Origin of the sequence: Niastella soli, assembly GCF_017742245.1 — a bacterium.
GTDB lineage: Bacteria > Bacteroidota > Bacteroidia > Chitinophagales > Chitinophagaceae > Niastella > Niastella soli.
In genome coordinates this window covers 1472716-1492889 of record NZ_JAGHKO010000001.1, presented here as the reverse complement: position 1 = coordinate 1492889, position 20174 = coordinate 1472716, and the positions used below count along the sequence as shown (strand labels likewise).

Below are 20174 nucleotides of genomic sequence, written 5' to 3'. Positions count from 1 at the left end.
TGTTACCAGCCTGATCAAAATTGAATCCTTGTGCCTTGACTCTTATTTCTTAAGCCTACAATTTAGCCGCTTATACAAACGGGAATTTGACAACCTTTGCCTTTAACAATTTGTCGCGTACGCCGATATAAATTTCAGCATCCAGCGCAGAATGGTCCATATTCACATAGCCAATGCCTATGGCCTTTTGCAAACTGGGCGCCTGGGTGCCCGATGTAACAAATCCTATTTTATTTCCAGCCGCATCTTTTATCTCGTAGTGGTGACGGGGAATACCTTTGTCAATCATTTCAAACCCAATCAGTTTACGGGTTACGCCGGTAGCTTTTTGCTTTTCCAATATGGGGCGGGCGGTAAAGTCTTTTGTGAATTTGGTGATCCAGCCCAGACCTGCTTCCAAGGGTGAAGTAGTATCGTCAATGTCATTTCCATACAGGCAGAAACCCATCTCCAACCGCAGGGTATCGCGGGCACCCAAACCAATTGGTTTCAGTCCTTGTGGAGCACCCAGGTTAAAAATGGCATCCCATACTTTTTCGCCGCTGCCATCTTTATCTTCAAAATATATTTCAATTCCGCCGGCGCCGGTATAACCAGTCGCGCTGATCACTACATTATCAACCCCGGCAAATTTGCCTTTGGCGAAGGTGTAATATTTTAAATTAAGAATATCTATATCGGTCAGGGGTTGCAACATTTTGGTGGCATTGGGCCCCTGAATGGCCAGTAGACAGGTTTTGTCGGAGATATTGTGCATCTCCACATTGTTGGTATTGAACTTTGAGATCCAGTTCCAGTCTTTTTCAATGTTTGAAGCATTTACCACCAGCATATATACTTTGTTCTCCTCGATACAATAAACCAGCAGGTCATCGACAATTCCGCCTTCCATATTGGGCAGACAGCTGTACTGGGCTTTACCAGCGGTTAATTTTGAAGCATCGTTCGAGGTGACCCGTTGAATAAGGTCAAGCGCATGCTCGCCTTTCAGAATAAACTCGCCCATGTGACTTACATCAAATACCCCGGCATTGGATCTCACAGCGGCGTGTTCGTCATTAATACCGCTATAGGAAATGGGCATATTATACCCGGCAAATTCCGCCATTTTGGCCCCCAGGGCAATATGTTTTTGTGTGAAAGGCGTGTTCTTCATACAGTATGTGTAGTTTTTGTTGCCGCAAAAATAAAGTTTTGCCGCAAAGACCACCAATTTTAAAAGTCGGCAATCGGTTATCAAGAATCGGCAGTCGGCAATCGGCAATTTTGGCCTCGCGAAATTTTAGACTCATGAAATCGTGAAACGTGAAAGGTGAAATCCCGACGAGTCGGGACAGGCTGTGAAATAAAACCAGGGCATCTCACTGCGTTCGATGCAACTGAGCCTTCGCTTCGCGACACGCGCAGCGTGGAGTATCCAATTGTATTCCATTGTTTGCTGTCTGCCGTCTGCCGTCTGCCGTCTGCCGTCTGCCATCTGCCGTCTGCCGTCTGCCGTCTTGTATTTCCCCATTGCCTATTGCCCATTGCCGATTACCCTTCACGAAAAAAGGGCCCTCAAAAGGGCCCCTGTTGTTCCAACTTCAACCCCGCCTGCTTCCGACACACGGTTAAGCAAAGCGGCGGGGAGGGATCAATCAAAACGTTTCATGCGGCTGTTAACTATTTACACTGGCAAACCTTACAGGAAAAAAGCTGATCGGTTGCTCTTCATTGTTATCATTTACACTGGCAGATGAAGTGTTCGCTTTTGCCGGTAATGTATCCGTTTTCTTTACCGGTGTTTGTTTATGGTAACGATAGCCACTGGTAGTATCTTTTTGTGCAGGCTCATCATTTTTGCGGTCCTGTTTGTTTTTGTGCTCCTCATTTTCATTGTCATCAGCCCGCTCCTTATATTCTCCTTTTCTTAATGCTACCGGATCAAGGTCCTTTACTTTTTTAGGCCCATCGGGTGTCATAATATATTCCTTATCTGTATCAACCCAGTAGGTATGCTCCCAGGTATCATCTATCTGAAAACCACCATGACGGTTATACCGCACATCGAACCAACTGTAGTTTGAAATAGACCTGTCTAAAAAGAACCTTTTACCTACAGGCACCTGTAATATCAATAAAACCTGCTGGCTACGGAACCGTTCATTTTTGCTGATCGAAAATCCCTTGGGCAGGTACAGTACACTATCTACCTGGTATGTTTGAAAATTGATCTTTTCGGCCAGGTTGCGTGCATGTAACGGATCAGACCCGCGACTAAACATCCGTTTGGTTACATGAAAAGCGCTGTCGGGACTTTTAACCACATCTATACGCACGGTATTGAGCATAAAAGAGTCGAGGTTTGCGCCAAACAAAGGCCAGTCTTCAGACCAATTGAACCAGTCATTGCTGAAGTAATGATAGTTGACATTACGGGTTGTTACATCCAGATACAGTTTGCCTTGGTTAGGATGAGCGACAGCAACATTTTCTTCTACAAAGGCCCCTGCTCTAAAACTGCGAAAGATAGATCCGGTAAGCAATGATGCGCATACGATACCAATAAACCATAAAGTACCAAATACGTAACCGAGATAATGGTTTTTAGAACGCACACCCATAATACGGCGGATCAACCAGGTGATCATGGCAATGACAGGAACACCCAGGAACAGAAACACGGTTGCCCAGGCCAGGAAACTCTGCCAGAAACCTTCCAGCAAAAACTCTTTGAACGTCATGACCGGCACACCGCCAAAAAGTAGGCCCATCAATGTGGCAAACAAGGCCAGCGCAATCATGCCTACAATAAACAGGAAGAAAGCCTTGAACAATACGCCAATGATGTGGGCAATGCCACTGCCGGCGCTGCGGGCAGTAGTAGTAGCTTCGTTCGTAAAGGTTTTCACCCGTTCGCTTTGACTGAACTGTTTGGCGCGGTCGCCAAATTGCTGCGCTGATTGTTTTACTTCATTTCCCCAGTTCTGTGCTTTAGATCTGAAACTCTCCAGGTCTTCCTTTACCGTATCGCGAATAGAGTTCAGATCAACGCGCTCCCCCCGCATTTCCAGTTTTTCAGCTGCGGTAACGGCAATGGGCACCGCAATCCACAAAACAATATAAGTTACAAACAGGGTGCTGCTTAAAGAACCAGTTACCACCCTGGGGCCGAACCAGAAATCCATATCATCAGTCCACCACCAGTTAAAAATTCCTGATAATAACGCGATGATCAATGGCAAAGCAAAAATGAGGCGGGGTACCCAGTTGTTGATGTTGAAATAGGCAGCCAAACCACCACAAACCCCTGCTATTACTTTATCTTCTGAACTGCGGTACAATCTTTTGGTGATATTCGATTGAACTGATTGCAATGGTACTGCTACCCATAAAATGACATAAACCAGAAACCCTGAACCACCGGTGAACAACAATACCGCAAATATTATTCGCATGATCACCGGATCAATGTGGAAGTAGTTGGCCAAACCACTACATACACCGGCAATAATTTTATCATCGGCATTGCGATACAACCGGCCACGGCCTACACCCGGACTGGTATATGAACCTGCGCCAGCACCGGTTGATTGTGACTGTTGTTGTGAAGAGGAGCTTTGTTGCTGACTGGCGCCTGCCCCGGCACTTGCTGCGTGGGTACCGCCATTTTCGTTGAGGACAGCCTCTGCTTCAAAATCTTCAGGGCGGCCCATACTGGCCATTACGGCCTGTACATCTGCATCAGTGATACAGGTAGCCCCCTTCTTTAATGTTTCAGAGAACAGTTCGGCAATACGGCTTTCGATGTCGTTGATGATCTCATCGCGGCCTTCTTCGTTTGCAAAATACCTTCGCAAACTCTCGATGTATTGCTTCAAAATTTCAAAAGCAGTTTCCTCTATAGGTATCACCCTGCCCTGAAAATTTATGTTGATTACCTTTTTCATGGTGAATAATATTTGTTGGTTGGTTGAAGTGTTAGTTGTTGGGTTGGGTTGTTTCGCTAGGATACGATGTATTGTCTGTTGAACTTGAATTGGCTGATGAAACCAGCGATTCGCGCTTGCTGGCCAGGGTATTCACTGCATTGGCCAGCTCGTTCCAGGTAGTTTCCAGCTCTTTAAAAAACTCTTCGCCCCTGGGTGTAAGCGAAAAGTACTTGCGGGGAGGGCCCGAGTTACTTTCAACCCATCTGTAGGTTAGCATTTCCGCATTCTTCAACCGGGTTAATAAGGGGTAAAGGGTACCCTCCAGGATCTGGAGATTTGCGCCTCTCATTTCATCCACAATATCACTGGGGTAAGCTTCCCCGCGGCGGATGATCGACAGAATGCAAAACTCCAGTATCCCTTTCCGCATCTGACTTTGGGTGTTCTCGATATTCATGGCTATTCTTTTGGTGACAGGGCAATTGCCTGTTTTATGTTGCTGTTAATAGAATTATTTATGGCAGTCATCGGTTCGTCTTTTATGATCTTATATAAACCTGAACACTGAAATATATTATCAAAAAATGCTGACTCCTGTTGTCCCTGGATAGTTATCGTATGGTCTTGTTGTTCGGGCGCCATCACTACTAAGGTGCGACTATCTTTTTTATTAACCCAGTTAACCTGTTTTCCTCCTATGATCACTACTTCGTCCGGGTTGCCCGCTTTTTTGTTTTTCATTGCTGCCCCCAGGGTAAACAGGGCTATTAACATGGCTATACTTATTGGGATTGGCATGACTTCTTGTGAGGCGGGGGTTTTATTCCCTTTCACAACACAAATATAGGGTGGATTTTAGTACTATGCAACACATAGTACCATTCTTTTTATGGTAATATTCAATAAACGCTAACTAGCTTAACCGATAAATATTGATTGTCAATAAGATGTGAACAATTGGTCCCTTAAGGAGCTTTTCCAGATTGTATGAATGGTTAAAAAACAGGACTGAACGGCGACATGCCGATTTTCTGTCATTTCTGGGGTTTTACAGGGATTAGGGTGGGTTTCAGCCGGACCTCACAAGGACCTCACAAGGACATAACAGGGACCTCACAGGGACCTGAAAGGGATATGGTCCCTGTGAGGTCCGGGCGAGCTCCCTGTAAGTTGTTGGTTATTCCATACCAAAAAAATAAGCGGATAAGCTTTTTTGAGGAAGCTTATCCGCCTATTTAATGGATTCCGATGACCTCTACCGTAGGGTACAAACATTCTGGACCTGCAAGCGGCCATTGCCTTCTACGGTGAGGCTAATGGGTTTGCTTTGCTGGTTTTGCCCTGTGAAGCTTATTTGTATGGTATTGGTACCCTGTTGAAGGGGTATGCGTGTATATAATATTGTATGTGGTAAACTCTGCCAGTTGCGGGTATCGGCCTTTTCAGTAACAAAGCTAAACACCTGGATGGCGGCGGCTATTGCCTCTTTTTCATCCTTGTTTTTATCGTTGCTTTTGGGCCGGGCAGCCATTTCAGCCAGTTTTTTAAATGCCAGTCGGCTCAGGGTTTTGGCCATATCCTTTAAGAACCGTTCTTTCAACGTAGCAAAGGCCAGGTCGTTGATGTTTTCGGCGCCTTCAAAATTGTACTTTGCATTGTTTGCAGAAACGGTGGCCTGGGTATAAAAAACAGGTTGTTCCTGGTATTTGGGAAACGCCACCCGCAGCGAACGAATATCTGCAGCTTTTAAACTATCCTTATTGATGAATTTATCGTCGAAAATAAAGGGTACGTTTACGGTACCTGTGGCATCGGTAAAAGTAAAATTGCCGAGGCCATCTTTGGTAAGTGCAAAAATGAAATTCTGCTCCTGTTTTACCGGCGCCAATCCATTTTCCCAAAATAGTACCAGTTCCCCGCCTGGTGTTTTGGAAGCAGGTTGTAACGTAGTGTTCAGTAATTCGGAGTAATGCCGCACTTCTTCAGCAAACCCATTGGCCGCGGCAGTGCGTAATACATCCTGCTTCAATTGTTCGGGCAGGCTAACACCATACCACCGGTTATTATTCTTTAAGAAAATATCCGCTGCATTTCTGTAAGAGATGAATGCATTGTTGATATCGCCGCTTTGTTCATAAATAATACCCTGCATCATTAGGGAAAAAGCATCATCAGAATATCGATGGTCTTTATTGCCGGTTTTGTCCTGTTGTGTATAACTGGTCAATGAAATACGGCGGGCTTCCACCATTGCTTCCTCACTTTGACCCAGGCTCAGGTAGTTCAGGGCCTTGTAATAATGCACCATGAACTTTTCAAAATCTTCGCCTTTGTAAGTTTCCATCATGGGGTTCAGCATGGTACCAAGCGCTATATCCCTTGCCGAAGTGCGGGTATCTTCAATGAACAGATCGGCCTCGTTAAAGTAAATATTGCTGCTATCGTATTGCTTCAGCAAATGGGCCATCTTTCCTTTTTCAAAAAGGTATAGTAGCCTGTTGCGTCTGCGCTGCAACAGTTTATTATGATCTATGGCCAGGTACGCCTTATCGAACTGGTTATTTACTACCTGTTCGTAATAACCACCAATGCGATTGTTGTACGTGGCGCAGGAGAATAACAAGAGCATCGGGCATGCAAACGCCAATGCTCTTGTCATATGTTTAAGAGGTAAAGCCATTCCTGTAAAATTGCAGTTAACCTGCTGGTGAGAATTCTTAGTTTTTCACGTATTTGGCAATCTTCTTGTCACCCAACCATACCACTTCATTGCTTTGAATGTTGGTTAACTCCAGGTTGATCTGGTAGTACACCACTTTTCTGCGTTTTTGAGAATCAACGATGGAGTTTATAGAACCTTGCAGAATATAGTCAGCGCCCTGCTCGAGGCCAAACTTTTTCATGCTGGAGGCAGAGGCGTTGGTTTGCTGATCGGCCTTTTCGGCACGCAGCTCATCTCTTTTTTTACCACCCTGAACCAGGCGAACTCTACCTGATCTTATAAAGGATTGCTCAACATCAGTAACAAAGGTTTCGGCTTCAATATGCTCATGGCTTTTATTGGTAACAAACCCAACGATCACCACGGGTCTTTGACCACCGTGTGCTTCCTGGTGTTCGCCTACCCATCTTTCTTTTAAAACCTGATCAATCAATTGTTCTGCTACGAGACGCGAGTCGGTGTTATTCCAACGGCCACTAAGGTCAACCTGCTCTTGCGGATCTATGCGGGTTACCTTATGCGAACAAGAGATACTAGTACCAGCTACAACCAGGGCCATAACAGCCAGATATACTTTTTTCATTTGCTTTATTTTGAAAGGGAATACAGTAAACATTTTGCCTGTTCCGGCCAGTATTGTCATCAACAACTGGTAAAACAGCAGCTATTTTTTCTTTTAGCGGGTCAACAAATAACCGATAGTGGCTGCGGTAGCTGCCAGCGGAACCAGGTCCCAGGCATTGTGGCGCCAATGGTAATTATTGCGGTAGTAATAATTCCGGGGGCGGTAATAATTGTGATAGGGATAATAATTGTAGTAATAATTACCGGAATAAGAGGGGTAATAATAACTGGGCGAGTAATAACTGTAGTCATTATAATACCAGCCATATTTAGCTCTTTCCAATCGCAATTCGCGGCGGAACGCACGGCGTGCGTCACGTCTTTCCTGTCTTTGCTCCATCCAGTCAATAGCCTTGTAAGTTTCCTGAGGAGTAGTACCGTGCAGGGCATTCAGGGAATCGGCCATTCCCAGGTATTTTACCTGGCTGATCATGTAATCAGGATTCTGGTCTTCTACCAGGGCTTGTGACATGCCCCCGACAGCTATCAGCATAGCCATGGGTAACAGTAACAGGGTATAGCGTACATTTCTTTTCATTTGATCCGGGTTTTACTTTTAAAAAGGTGCATTACAACTAACGATAAAACTTGTTCATTAATTATTCACGGCGCCAGTTGAATAACTAATTTTTTTGATAAGTCTAAATTAGTAAGCAATTCGTTAGCTAGGTGTTAAAAGAAAAAGTCCTGGCGTTACCGTCAGGACTTTTATTAATAATCAATGCTTTATTTCTTTAGACCGATCTCGCGTAACCGTTCATCGAGGTACTCACCGGCGGTTGCGTCAGGATATGCCTTGGGGTGACTGGCGTCTATGCAGCTTTGCAAACATGCTAAACTCATTTCTCCTTTTGGATGCAGGAAGAATGGGATCGAATAACGCGAAGTGCCCCACATCTCCCTTGGTGGATTTACTACCCGGTGCGTCGTAGATTTCAGTTTGTTATTTGTAAGACGTTGTAACATATCGCCTACGTTCACCACAATTTGTTCGGGCAAAGATGTAACCGGCACCCATTCGTTCTGTTTCGTCAGGATCTGTAATCCATCTGCCGATGCGCCAACTAACAGGGTGATCAGGTTGATATCCTCATGTTGTTCGGCTCGAATGGCTGATTTCGGTTCCTGCGAAATGGGCGGATAGTGAATAGCACGTAAAATAGAATTTCCATTGTGAATGTGCTCATCGAAATAATGTTCATCCAAACCCAGGTATAAAGCAATAGCCTGTAACAATGCCCGGCCCGACTTTTCAAACGCCCGGTATGCTTTTGTAAAGGTAGTATTAAATGAAGGCACATCATTTACCTGTACATTATCGGGGTATTCGCTTTTAATGGGATCGTTATCCTCAACGGTTTGTCCAAACTGGAAGAATTCTTTCAGGTCAGGGGCCTCGCTTCCTTTGGCATGTTCTTTACCGAAAGAAGTATAACCGCGCTGACCCGCCAAATCAGGTATTTCGAATTTTTCTTTTACATCCCGCGGCAATGCAAAAAACTGTTGTACGTACTTATACAGATCGGCTATGAGCTCATCGGGAATTCCGTGGTTCTTTACAGCAACAAACCCAACGTCTTCATACGCTTTACCCAGATGATTTACGAATGCTTGCTTCAGCTGCGGATCGCCAGATAAAAAATCGGCGAGATTAACTACCGGTATTGCCATAAAATTATTTTAAATCGGTTTATACATGTATTACCCGGACCTTTGTGGGGTATACAATTTACAAAACTATTGTAACGCCGACAAAATTTAAAAGCAATTTCCGGTAATTGGGCAACCGTTAGTAAATAACCCGGTTACTGTGCGGTTACACTTTTAGCAGCGGCCACATTCTTTTCTTCAGGTGTAATATCCAAAATAGCATATCGCTTTACATCATTGATCAGGGCTTCGTCCAGTGCATTTACCACGCTCTCGTAATTTGATTCGGGCGATGGTTTTATCATTAACATCAGCTCTTTTCTTTTACCAGGGCCCATTTTATCAAGCGCCGCCTGTTTATTCCTAACAATTTTGCCCAGGCCATCGCGCTCTGAAAAGGTGGTAATACCGCAGGATTTTGATTGTAATGCATCATTCAATTCGCCGTGATAATAAAATATTTTATTGTCGGCAAGCGGGATCACGGTCAATGCGGTGCTTTGGGCTACTGTCATGTCAATCTTGGGATTTGAATCATCAGGCATAAACAGTTTCATTGCCTTGGACTCTGACATGGTTGTGGTAAATATGAAAAAGGTAATTAACAAAAAGCCAAGGTCAACCATTGGGGTTAAGTCAACTTTTGTGCTTAACTTTTTACTTCTGCGGCCACCGGCTTTACCACCGGCTACATGGGAGGTATTAATTTCAGCCATAACTTATTGGTTTGATTATAAGATGCGGTGGCACAATTTTTCCATATACAATTTATCAGTCGTTCTGCTGACTGACATCATTTTAATTGCCAGATAACAGGCTTACTTTTATTCATCAAAAAATTATAAACATGAAAACACTGGTAGTTCCTACGGATTTCTCGTCTGTATCGGTCAATGCGATCAATTATGCCGTTGACATGGCGCAGGCAATTAATGCCGGTTTAATGTTACTGCACGTGTACAATGTACCGGTATCCTTTACGGAAGCCCCTGTTGCTCCTGTAACTACTATCTCTCTTGAAGAAGTGAAACGGTCGAGTGAAGAACGATTGGAGGAATTGAAGAAAAATCTGGTGATCCTCACATCAGGTAAAATACAAATTTATAGTGAATCGCGACTGGGCGACCCCATAGAGGAGCTTGAGCAAATTTGCAAATCGCTCGACCCAATGGCCGTAATTATGGGCAGCCATGGCACAACTGGTTTTGAACGAATGATCATGGGGAGTACCACCCTGACCGCCATCAAACACATAAAATGCCCGGTTATTGTAATTCCACCTGGTACTACTTATCATGGCATTAAAAAAATTGGACTGGCGTGTGATTTTAAAAATGTAGTACAGTCGACCCCGGTAGAATATATCAAAAACATAGTAAAGGAATTTGGCGCCGATCTGTATGTTTTAAATGTGCAGGATAAGGAGGATGCTGAAACGGATTGGGAAGAAACCCCAACAATGGACACCGTTTATCTGGACTCGATGCTGGAAGAGGTTAGACCTAATTATGTACAGTTAACCGGCAAAAATGTAGTGGATAGCATTACCAGTTTTGCTGAAAAAAATAACCTTGACCTGGTAATGATGATCCCCAAAAAACACCGGTTTATCGATAGCCTTTTCCACAAAAGTCAGAGCCGCGAGTTAATAACCCATGCACATATACCGATTGTTTCTATCCATGAATAGGAATTAAAAGCAAAAGGGTGGTCCCGGAATATTCCAGGACCACCCTTTTTTTATAGATGCCAAGGAAGTTAGAATTCTGCGTTCTTGGGCGTTCTTGGGAAGGCGATCACATCGCGAATGTTGGTCATGCCGGTTACAAACAACACCATACGTTCAAAACCCAGTCCAAAGCCGGCGTGCGGTACGGTACCATAACGACGGGTATCGAGGTACCACCACAATTCTTCAGCAGGGATGTGCATTTCCTTCATACGCTCGGTCAATTTATCCAGGCGTTCTTCCCTTTGTGAACCACCTACAATTTCACCAATACCGGGGGCCAGAATGTCCATAGCGGCAACGGTTTTACCATCATCGTTCTGGCGCATGTAAAACGCCTTGATCTCTTTGGGGTAACCGGTAACAATAACCGGCTTTTTGAAATGCTTTTCAACCAGGTAGCGCTCATGCTCACTTTGCATATCGATCCCCCATTTCACTTCGTACTGGAATTTCTTTTTCTTGTACGCGGGTGATTGCAACAGGATGTCGATCGCTTCGGTATAGGTAATACGTTCGAAATCGTTGTTGATCACAAACTCCAGTTTCTCAATAAGACCCATTTCGCTGCGCTTGTCCTGTGGCAGTTGTTTTTCTTCTTCCGCCAGGCGTTGCGAAAGGAACTCCAGGTCTTCGCGGTTATGCTCCATTACATGGCGAATGAGGTATTTGATAAACTCTTCAGCCAGGTTCTGGTTGTCTTCAATATCACAAAACGCCATTTCCGGCTCAATCATCCAGAACTCAGCCAGGTGACGGGCGGTGTTGGAGTTTTCAGCCCTGAAAGTAGGACCGAAAGTATAGATCTCGCTAAAAGCGGTGGCTGCGAGCTCACCTTCCAGCTGACCGCTCACCGTTAAGTTGGTACTGCGGCCAAAGAAATCTTCTTTAAAGTTGATGGTTCCATCCTCATTACGGGGCGGGTTATCGAAAGGCAGGGTTGTTACACGGAACATTTCACCGGCGCCTTCGGCATCGCTGGCTGTAACGATGGGCGTATGCATGTACACAAAACCTTTTTCATTAAAGAATTTGTGAACAGCAAATGCCAGTGCATGGCGTACCCGGAATACCGAACCAAAAGTGTTGGTACGGAAACGGAGGTGGGCAATTTCACGTAAAAACTCAAGGCTATGTTTTTTGGGTTGCAACGGGAATTTCTCCGCATCGCTGTCACCCAGTATTTCTAATGACGTAGCATTAATATCCATTTTTTGGCCCTTACCCAAAGAAGGAACGGCTTTACCGGTTACTTTCAACGAGGCGCCGGTGGTAATACGTTTAAGGGTATTTTCATCGAGCATCCCAAGTTCAACTACTATCTGCAGATTATTATTAGTGCTGCCATCGTTCAGCGCTATAAACTGGTTGTTACGAAAAGTACGCACCCAACCCATTACTGTTACTTCCTGACCGGTAGGCTCACTGGCCAGCAGATCTTTAACTTTTACCCGTTTGTTGAACATATCCAATAGATTTTTAAGATTTTCCGCTCCCAAAAGAACGAAAGGACGGCAAAGATAAGATTTGGTAGAAGTTTGGCAGGTGAAATAAAACACATAAAATATTTTTGTCAGCTAATGAATGTTAGCTAGTTTTGGCATGGTATGGTTATTTTCAGGGAATAACCCATCAATCATTAATTACCCATTCTAATTAATGATCATTTTTACTAGCTATTAGATAAAATGATTCTAGTAACCTGAATGGGGGGCTATTAACATTTTATTCTAATAAAATGAAAGGCAAGCTATTTACACTGGAGAAACCTCCATTTCTCACCATTGCATCCACCTCATTTTCATTAACCTTCAAGTATTTTGAAGACCTGCGCAAGGCGCTTCCCGGGAGCGAAGAATATAGTCATGCCTTTACCTTATTTATCATTTTCCTGGTAATAGGAACACTCGCTATTGGTTTGTATCTCGGTTTTACGGTTTCAGAAAAGAACGTGGCGAGAAATATGGAAAAGAATAAAAGGCCCAGGGCGAGGAAGCCAAAGTAAGTCTGCAACTGGCATTTCAAGGCTAACTTGCTTTACCAACAACCTCATCTTTCCGGTACATTTGTTACCATGAAAATCGCCTTCTTTTCTACCCAATCATACGATAAGGAATATTTCACCCGCTACAATACCCGGCATGAACTGGTATTTTTTGAAGCGCCCCTGAATGAAACAACGGTGGCCCTGGCTACCGGTTGTAACGCTGTTTGTGCTTTTGTGAATGACAAATTGAATGCAACCGTCATACAACAGCTGGCCGGTTTAGGCATTCAACTGATTGCCTTGCGTTGTGCCGGTTATAATAATGTAGACCTAAATGCGGCCCAAACGTATCAAATAAAAGTAGCACGGGTGCCGGCCTATTCCCCGCATGCCGTGGCCGAACATGCCGTGGCCCTTATTCTTGCTTTAAACCGCAAAACGCATAAAGCGTATAACCGGGTGCGCGAAGGTAATTTTTCACTGGATAAACTTATTGGCTTTGATCTGTATGGGAAAACCGTGGGTGTTATTGGTACCGGCAAAATAGGGGAAGTGTTTTGCGATATTATGAAGGGATTCGGTTGCCGGGTGCTGGCTTTTGACCTGGTGGCCAATAAACACCTGGAAGCAAAAGGAGTGGAATACCTGCCCTTGGTTACACTGCTGCCGCAGTGTGATATTATTTCCCTGCACTGCCCCCTTACCGAACAAACCAGGCATCTCATCAATACCGATACGATCAATTTAATGAAACAGGGTGTAATGCTCATAAACACCAGCCGGGGCGCCCTGATAGATACCAAGGCCACCATTCATGCTTTAAAGACCGGACAAATAGGCTACCTCGGTATAGATGTGTATGAACAGGAAGAGAAATTGTTTTTTTATAATCTGTCAGAAGAGATCATTCCTGACGATGATATTATGCGGTTAATGAGTTTTCCTAATGTACTGGTCACCAGCCACCAGGGTTTTTTTACTGATGAAGCGCTTACACAGATAGCTCAAACAACCCTGCTGAACATTGACGATTTTGAAAGTGGCAAACCATTGGTGAATAAAGTTATATAATAGGTGAAGCCTCCAATAAAATAATAATGTCAATAGAACATTTATTATTTTCCTTATTTTCGATCTGCTGAATAACCATTGTACACACTAACGTATTTGCCACATGAAAAAATTGGTTGCCTTGTGCATTACCATGCTGCTTGTATGCATTTCCTCTTTCGCCCAGTCTTCAGACGTTACTATTTTCAGTCCTGATAGATCAATACAGGTTACCTGTCACCTCGATTCGGAAGGTAAACCCTCCTACTCGGTTCAATATAAAAACAGTACAGTATTAGAAACTTCCCAGCTGGGGCTTGTTTTCCGCGATGGCGATTTTTCAAAAGGGCTTACGAAAACCATGGTTACGCCTGTTACTGTTGTAAAAGACAAATACAAACTGGTGACCGGTAAGCGCCAGAATAATATATATACAGCTAACCACCAGGTTATTCAATATAAAAATGCCACCGGCAGTTTACTTGACATTATCTGGCAGGTATCGAATGATGGGGTGGCCTTTCGCTATCATTTTACCGGTCCCTCCACAACAAGGCCCCAAACGATAAATACGGAAATTACTTCCTTTCATTTGCCCGCCACTACAAAAGCATGGCTGCAACCCATGAGTGTGGCTAAAACGGGCTGGGAACAAGTGAACCCTTGTTACGAAGAGTATTACGAAAAAGGTATTGCTGCCGGCACCCCTTCGCCATTAAAAGCTGGTTGGGTATACCCCGCCCTGTTTCAGACGGCCGGCCACTGGCTGTTGATCACCGAAGCCAATATGGACGGGCATTATTGTGGTACCAGGCTGGATAATGATTCTGCCAATACCAATTACCATATTGCTTTTCCAGATGCCCGGGAAATAATGCCCGGTGGTGGAGTAAACCCACTGCGTGTCTTTTCTTCCCCCTGGCGCATAATAACTATTGGCAGCCTGGCTACTATTATTGAGTCATCACTGGGCACAGATCTGGCCCAAAATGCGAACCCAGCTGTGGATTTTTCCTTTGCCAAAGCAGGCAAATCGGCCTGGAGCTGGGCGCTGTTGAAAGATGACTCCATTGTATATGATGTTCAAAAACGCTTCATTGATTATGCTGCCGATATGCACTGGCAATACAGTTTAATTGATGTGAACTGGGATACCAGGATCGGGTACGACAGCATGCAATTGCTGATCAATTATGCCAAACAAAAAAAGGTAGGCGTATGGTTATGGTATAATTCAGCCGGAAGCTGGAATACGACGCCCTATCACCCCCGCAATAAATTGCTTACCCATGAAGACCGGGTGAAGGAATTCAGGCGGTTGAAGAAAATGGGCGTGGCCGGTATCAAGATCGACTTTTTTGGAGGCGATGGCCAGTCGATGATCCAGTATTATATCGACATTTTAAACGATGCGGCGGAGCATCATTTAATGGTGAATTTTCATGGCGCCACCCTGCCCCGTGGTTGGCAGCGCACCTGGCCCAATTTAATGAGCGCAGAAGCTATAAAAGGTTTTGAATACATCACCTTTGGTCAGTCCGCAGCTGATGAAGAACCTGCCCATGCGGCCATGTTGCCTTTTACCCGTAATGCTTTTGACCCCATGGATTTTACCCCCATGTGTTTGTATAAGATTCCCAGGATCAACCGGCAAACCACCGCCGCCTTTGAGCTGGCGTTGTCGGTTTTGTTTTTATCGGGGGCCCAGCATTTTGCGGAAACACCGGTGGGTATGGCCCATATGCCAGGCTATGTAAAGGAATTTCTGCAGCAACTGCCCACTGCCTGGGACGATGTACGGTTTATTGATGGTTTTCCCGGTGAATTTGTGGTGCTGGCCCGTAAATCGGGCAACAAGTGGTATATCGCCGGCATAAACGGTTCTACCCAGGAAAAGACGGTATCGCTTGACCTGGCCGCTTACAAGGCCAAAAAGGCTGAATTGCTTTTAAACAGCAAGGGCGACAGGTATATTGACCAGCAGGCTGTTACCCTTCAAGCCAATAAAAAAGAAAATATAACCCTGGGCGCGCACGACGGGTTTGTGATGGTGCTGGAGCAGTAAGCTAACTTTCACGTTAATATTTACTTAGTTTTTACTTATCTCGTAAAGCCAGCCGTTGTTAAAGTGGTACTTTTGCAATCTTATTTCAACCCTTTTGCTTAGGTGAAAGGGTATTTTAGTAATGGCGAAGACGATACATATTGCATTAGTAGGAAATCCAAACAGCGGCAAGAGTTCCCTGTTCAATGTTTTAACCGGCCTGAATCAGCAAGTGGGCAACTTTCCGGGCGTTACGGTAGATAAAAAGGTAGGCACCTGTCAGTTGGCTGACGGGTTAAGCGCCTCCATTGTCGATCTGCCCGGAACTTATAGTTTGTACCCACGACGCGAAGATGAATGGGTGGCTTACCGCGTGTTAATGCGGCAGGACAAAGACGTGGAAGAGCCTGAAATGGTGGTGTTGATTGCCGATGCCAGCAATCTGAAACGCAATTTGCTTTTCGCTTCCCAGATCATTGACCTGAAAATTCCGGTTGTGGTGGGTTTGACCATGATGGACATTGCCCGCCATAAAGGCATTCAGATAGATGTGCCTGAGTTGGAAAGAGAACTCGGGGTGCCGGTAATTCCCATCAACCCCCGTAAAAACAAGGGCATTCAACCTTTAAAAAAGGCCATTGAGCAAACTGCCCTGGAATTATACAAAGCGCCTGTACGCGACTTTATTAATAATGAAGCCCTGGCCCCTGCTGCCATCGGCAGTGTTAAGGAGCTGTTCCCCGAACTGAGCGATTACAAAGCCATTCATTACCTCATCAATCACGAATCTTTTGCCCTCAACAACACGTTGCAGGATAAAATAGAATCGATTGAACGGGAGAATCATTTCAACCATACAAAAACGCAGGCGGAAGAGATCCTGCAGCGGTACCAACGCATTGGCGCCATTTTAAAACAATCGGTAACCGAGCCGTCGCCGCTGAAAAAAACCTTGTTTACCGAAAAGCTGGATAATATTTTCCTGCACAGGCGTTGGGGATACTTTATTCTGCTTTCTGTTTTGTTCCTGCTTTTTCAAAGCGTGTTCTGGCTGGCGGAGTACCCGATGAATTTGATTGACTGGAGTTTTACCGCGATCAGCAGCTGGCTGAGCAATGTATTGCCTGGTGGCTGGTTAACAGATCTGTTCATAAACGGTATTATGGCCGGGTTGGGGGGCATTCTGGTATTTGTGCCGCAGATCATGATCCTGTTTGGACTGGTGACCATCCTGGAAGATACCGGTTATATGGCCCGCATTAGTTTTTTAACCGATAAGCTGATGCGTAAAGTGGGCTTAAACGGGAAAAGCGTGATGCCTATGATCAGTGGGTTTGCCTGCGCAGTGCCCGCCATCATGAGTGCCCGTAATATCGAAAATAAAAAGGAAAGATTACTCACCATACTGGTTACTCCTTTAATGAGTTGCAGCGCCCGGCTGCCGGTATACACCATTCTGATAGGATTGGTTATTCCGAAAAAAATGTTCGTTGGCTTTCTGGGTTTGCAAGGGTTAGTGATGATGGGTTTGTACTTACTGGGCCCCATTATGTCGATGGCCGTTTCGTACGTCGCCCGCTTTTTTATTGATATCAAAGAGAAAAGCTTTTTCATACTGGAATTACCGGTTTACCGGGCACCACGTTGGAAGAACGTAATTGTAACCATGATCAACAAGGCAAAGATCTTTGTATTTGATGCCGGTAGGGTTATCATGGTCATCAGTCTTATTTTGTGGGCATTGAGCTCCTATGGTCCCAGTGAACGAATGAATGGGGTAAAGGCGCATTATGAGCAGCAACTGAAACTGCATCCGGAACAGGAAGCAGAACTGACCCGTATAAAAAACACCGAACTGTTACAAAATTCCTATGCCGGTTTGTTGGGTCATAGCATTGAACCCGTTATTAAACCGCTGGGATACGATTGGAAAATAGGCATTGCCCTGATCACATCGTTTGCAGCCCGTGAAGTATTTGTAGGCACCATGGCCACATTATACAGTGTTGAAGGGGGGGCTGATGCAGATGAAAGCACCCTGATGGAAAAAATGAATGCAGCGGTAAGACGGGACGGGACTAAAGTATATACACTGGCAACCGGTATTTCCCTCATGATATTTTATGCGTTCGCCATGCAATGTATGAGCACGCTGGCTATTGTTAAACGCGAAACCCGTAGCTGGAAGTGGCCGCTTATTCAATTGGTATATATGACCGGGCTGGCCTATCTCATGAGTTTAATAGCTTATCAATTGTTGAAATAATCCATCGGTCTTTCGACTCGCGCTCAGGACGATCTGTATTTCTATAAAAAAGAAAAGGGCTCGCGAAAAAGCCCCTTTGTGTTTTTGTCCAATCCATGAAAAATAAACCGTCCTATAATATCGTGCTGCTATATAAGCAATGACATTTATCGTTTGTAAGAGAATATACGTTCGGCTATCAAGCTGAGTTTGCTCCAAGACCTCCCTATTAACCAACTGCTAACAAACCAGGTTAATCAGCCCAAATGTATACTCGTATATATGACGCCTTTTGAAATAAAAGGTTTGTTATAGAAGGGTTAAAGCTTTTAATTCTTTAGAGTGGCCAAAGAGATGCGGGCTGCAGATAGATATGCGATGCAGATAAAGATATTTTTTCTCCCTTTAATGGGATTTTAATTTTTCAGCGCTTTCCTGTTTTATTGTCCTACGAATTTACTTCGCCTTTCAAGCATAACTGTTGTTCGCCATATTCCCTCGAGTTGGGCAATACGTTCGCGATAACCAATAAAACGAAAACCACATTGTTCATGCAAATGGATACTGGCCCTGTTCTCTTCATGTATCACGCTTAATAAAGACCATATGCCGTTTTGCTCACTGGCCTTGATAAGCGCTTCCAGCAAAGTTCTGCCAATACCTTTTCGTTGATGTTGCTGATGTACGTATACACTTACTTCAGCCACGCCATGGTAACAATCTCTTGCTGAAACAGGGGAAAGGGCAGCCCAGCCAACCGGTTCATTATCCTGGATGGCTATTATTCTTGAGTGTGGAAGATATTTTAGGTTGAAAGTATCCCAGTCAGGCACCTTTGTTTCGAAGGTGGACATACCCGACGCAATGCCATGGCCATATATTTCCAGTATGGCATTGGCATATTCCTGTTGCATTTGTATCAACGAGATCATACAGCTAATATAAAACACCAGCCGCTATTTTAAAAGAAGTTTCGGCCCTTTCGTCTCCCCACCTTCGCCAAGGCTTCGGTGGGCAATGCAGGTCCTTTTGGCCTTGTTTTTATACCCGGGCCAACCGCTCGGCAGCCAGGGCCAGGGTTTCTTCTTTTTTGCCAAAACAAAACCGGACCACTTTATTATCGGTACCGTCCTGGTAGAAGGCAGATACCGGTATAGCGGCCACCCCAAATTCTTTTGTAATGCGGATGGCAAAGTCCTTATCGCTTTCATCGCTGATACGATCGTACTGCGCACAAATAAAATAACTGCCCTTGCTATCCAGCATGGAGAACCGGGTGTTTTTCATGAGCTGCAGAAAGTAATCACGTTTTTGTTGCAGAAAGGAACTCAGTGTTAAATAAGAATCTCTATTACGAAGGAAAGTAGCCAATGCTACCTGTGAAGGTGTATGACAACTGAAGCAATTGAACTGGTGCACTTTGCGGAATTCGCGTGTAAATGCGTCCGGCGCTATGGCGTAACCCAGCTTCCAGCCAGTGCAATGATACACTTTGCCAAAGGAAAAACATACAAAGCTCCGTGCCGCCAGATCGGGATATCGTAAGATGGATTGATGTTTTACATTATCAAAAACAATATGCTCATATACTTCATCAGAAACAATAATGATATTGGTATCCTGTACCAGGCTACGCAGCTGTTGTATATCTTCCTCACGCAACACAGCGCCTGTGGGGTTGTGTGGTGAGTTCAGCATGATCATTCTTGTTTTTGGGGTAATGCGCAGGCGTACTTCAGCCCAGTTGATCTTATACTCGGGAAACTGCAGATCAATGCGCACTGGTATGGCGCCATTCACAATAATGTTGGGAATATAACTATCGTACCCGGGTTCAAAAACAATCACTTCATCGCCAGGTTGTAGTACGGTGGTCAATGCCGTATAAATAGCGTAGGTGCCACCGGGCGTAATAGTGACCTGTGTATCGGGATTGATCGTTGTATTATAAAGATATTCGACCTTTTCAGCAATGGCTTCACGCAATGGCATGTAACCAGGCATGGGCGCATATTGGTTATACCCGTTTTGCATGGCCTCCGTAACCAGCCCTGAGAGTTCTGCACTCATGGGGAAATCAGGAAATCCCTGTCCCAGGTTAACCGCTTTGTGTTCAGTAGCCAGGGCGCTCATTACCGTGAATATGGTTGTACCTACCTGGGGTAATTTGGATTGGATCTGTATATGGCTCAAGTTGAAAATTTGAAATCGG

17 protein-coding genes are annotated in these 20174 nt (G+C 44.7%); 5 read left to right on the top strand and 12 right to left on the bottom strand.

The window, feature by feature from the left end; all coding sequences use genetic code 11:
* Positions 1–70: 70 nt before the first annotated feature.
* The 9 genes from gcvT to J7I42_RS06035 form a co-directional block, all read right to left on the bottom strand.
* Positions 71–1156 carry a glycine cleavage system aminomethyltransferase GcvT gene (gene gcvT, locus J7I42_RS06075; protein ID WP_209137875.1) on the bottom strand — a complete coding sequence of 362 codons (1086 nt, stop codon included), beginning with the start codon at positions 1154–1156 and terminating at the stop codon, positions 71–73.
* 502 nt (positions 1157–1658) lie between these two features.
* Complete coding sequence (locus J7I42_RS06070; protein ID WP_236065395.1) at positions 1659–3929, bottom strand: PspC domain-containing protein; 2271 nt, start codon at positions 3927–3929, stop codon at positions 1659–1661.
* A gap of 31 nt (positions 3930–3960) precedes the next feature.
* Positions 3961–4368, bottom strand: a complete 408-nt coding sequence (locus J7I42_RS06065) for a PadR family transcriptional regulator (protein WP_209137874.1) — start codon at positions 4366–4368, stop codon at positions 3961–3963.
* A gap of 2 nt (positions 4369–4370) precedes the next feature.
* The gene (locus tag J7I42_RS06060; RefSeq protein WP_209137873.1) at positions 4371–4709 is read right to left on the bottom strand and encodes a hypothetical protein; all 339 of its coding nucleotides are present in this window, start codon (positions 4707–4709) and stop codon (positions 4371–4373) included.
* A gap of 457 nt (positions 4710–5166) precedes the next feature.
* Entirely contained in the window at positions 5167–6570 is a 1404-nt protein-coding gene (locus J7I42_RS06055; RefSeq protein WP_209137872.1) for a COG3014 family protein, read from the bottom strand.
* Between the two features lie 58 nt (positions 6571–6628).
* Positions 6629–7216, bottom strand: coding sequence for a penicillin-binding protein activator LpoB (locus J7I42_RS06050; protein WP_209137871.1), 588 nt, complete (start codon positions 7214–7216; stop codon positions 6629–6631).
* 93 nt (positions 7217–7309) lie between these two features.
* Positions 7310–7795, bottom strand: a complete 486-nt coding sequence (locus tag J7I42_RS06045) for a hypothetical protein (protein WP_209137870.1) — start codon at positions 7793–7795, stop codon at positions 7310–7312.
* Positions 7796–7983: 188 nt separating this feature from the next.
* Positions 7984–8928 (bottom strand): isopenicillin N synthase family dioxygenase, encoded by a 945-nt coding sequence (locus tag J7I42_RS06040; protein WP_209137869.1) that lies wholly within the window; start codon positions 8926–8928, stop codon positions 7984–7986.
* A gap of 134 nt (positions 8929–9062) precedes the next feature.
* The gene (locus tag J7I42_RS06035) at positions 9063–9623 is read right to left on the bottom strand and encodes an ExbD/TolR family protein (RefSeq protein ID WP_209137868.1); all 561 of its coding nucleotides are present in this window, start codon (positions 9621–9623) and stop codon (positions 9063–9065) included.
* Positions 9624–9754: 131 nt separating this feature from the next.
* Between J7I42_RS06035 and J7I42_RS06030 the strand changes: the two genes are divergently transcribed.
* Positions 9755–10597: a universal stress protein gene (locus tag J7I42_RS06030; RefSeq protein WP_209137867.1), complete on the top strand. Its 843-nt coding sequence runs from the start codon at positions 9755–9757 to the stop codon at positions 10595–10597.
* 68 nt (positions 10598–10665) lie between these two features.
* Here the strand turns inward: J7I42_RS06030 and asnS are convergent, their stop codons facing one another.
* Positions 10666–12102 carry an asparagine--tRNA ligase gene (gene asnS / locus J7I42_RS06025; protein ID WP_209137866.1) on the bottom strand — a complete coding sequence of 479 codons (1437 nt, stop codon included), beginning with the start codon at positions 12100–12102 and terminating at the stop codon, positions 10666–10668.
* 272 nt (positions 12103–12374) lie between these two features.
* Between asnS and J7I42_RS06020 the strand changes: the two genes are divergently transcribed.
* From J7I42_RS06020 to feoB, 4 genes are all read left to right on the top strand, one after another.
* Positions 12375–12641, top strand: a complete 267-nt coding sequence (locus J7I42_RS06020) for a hypothetical protein (RefSeq protein ID WP_209137865.1) — start codon at positions 12375–12377, stop codon at positions 12639–12641.
* 69 nt (positions 12642–12710) lie between these two features.
* The gene (locus J7I42_RS06015) at positions 12711–13694 is read left to right on the top strand and encodes a 2-hydroxyacid dehydrogenase (protein ID WP_209137864.1); all 984 of its coding nucleotides are present in this window, start codon (positions 12711–12713) and stop codon (positions 13692–13694) included.
* 103 nt (positions 13695–13797) lie between these two features.
* Entirely contained in the window at positions 13798–15738 is a 1941-nt protein-coding gene (locus tag J7I42_RS06010) for a glycoside hydrolase family 97 protein (RefSeq protein WP_209137863.1), read from the top strand.
* Positions 15739–15859: 121 nt separating this feature from the next.
* Entirely contained in the window at positions 15860–17983 is a 2124-nt protein-coding gene (gene feoB / locus J7I42_RS06005) for a ferrous iron transport protein B (RefSeq protein WP_209137862.1), read from the top strand.
* 419 nt (positions 17984–18402) lie between these two features.
* On the opposite strand, the gene J7I42_RS06000 is transcribed toward feoB, so the two are convergent.
* Complete coding sequence (locus J7I42_RS06000; RefSeq protein WP_209137861.1) at positions 18403–18894, bottom strand: GNAT family N-acetyltransferase; 492 nt, start codon at positions 18892–18894, stop codon at positions 18403–18405.
* A 109-nt stretch (positions 18895–19003) separates the two neighbouring features.
* Entirely contained in the window at positions 19004–20155 is a 1152-nt protein-coding gene (locus tag J7I42_RS05995) for a methionine aminotransferase (protein WP_209137860.1), read from the bottom strand.
* Positions 20156–20174 lie beyond the last annotated feature (19 nt).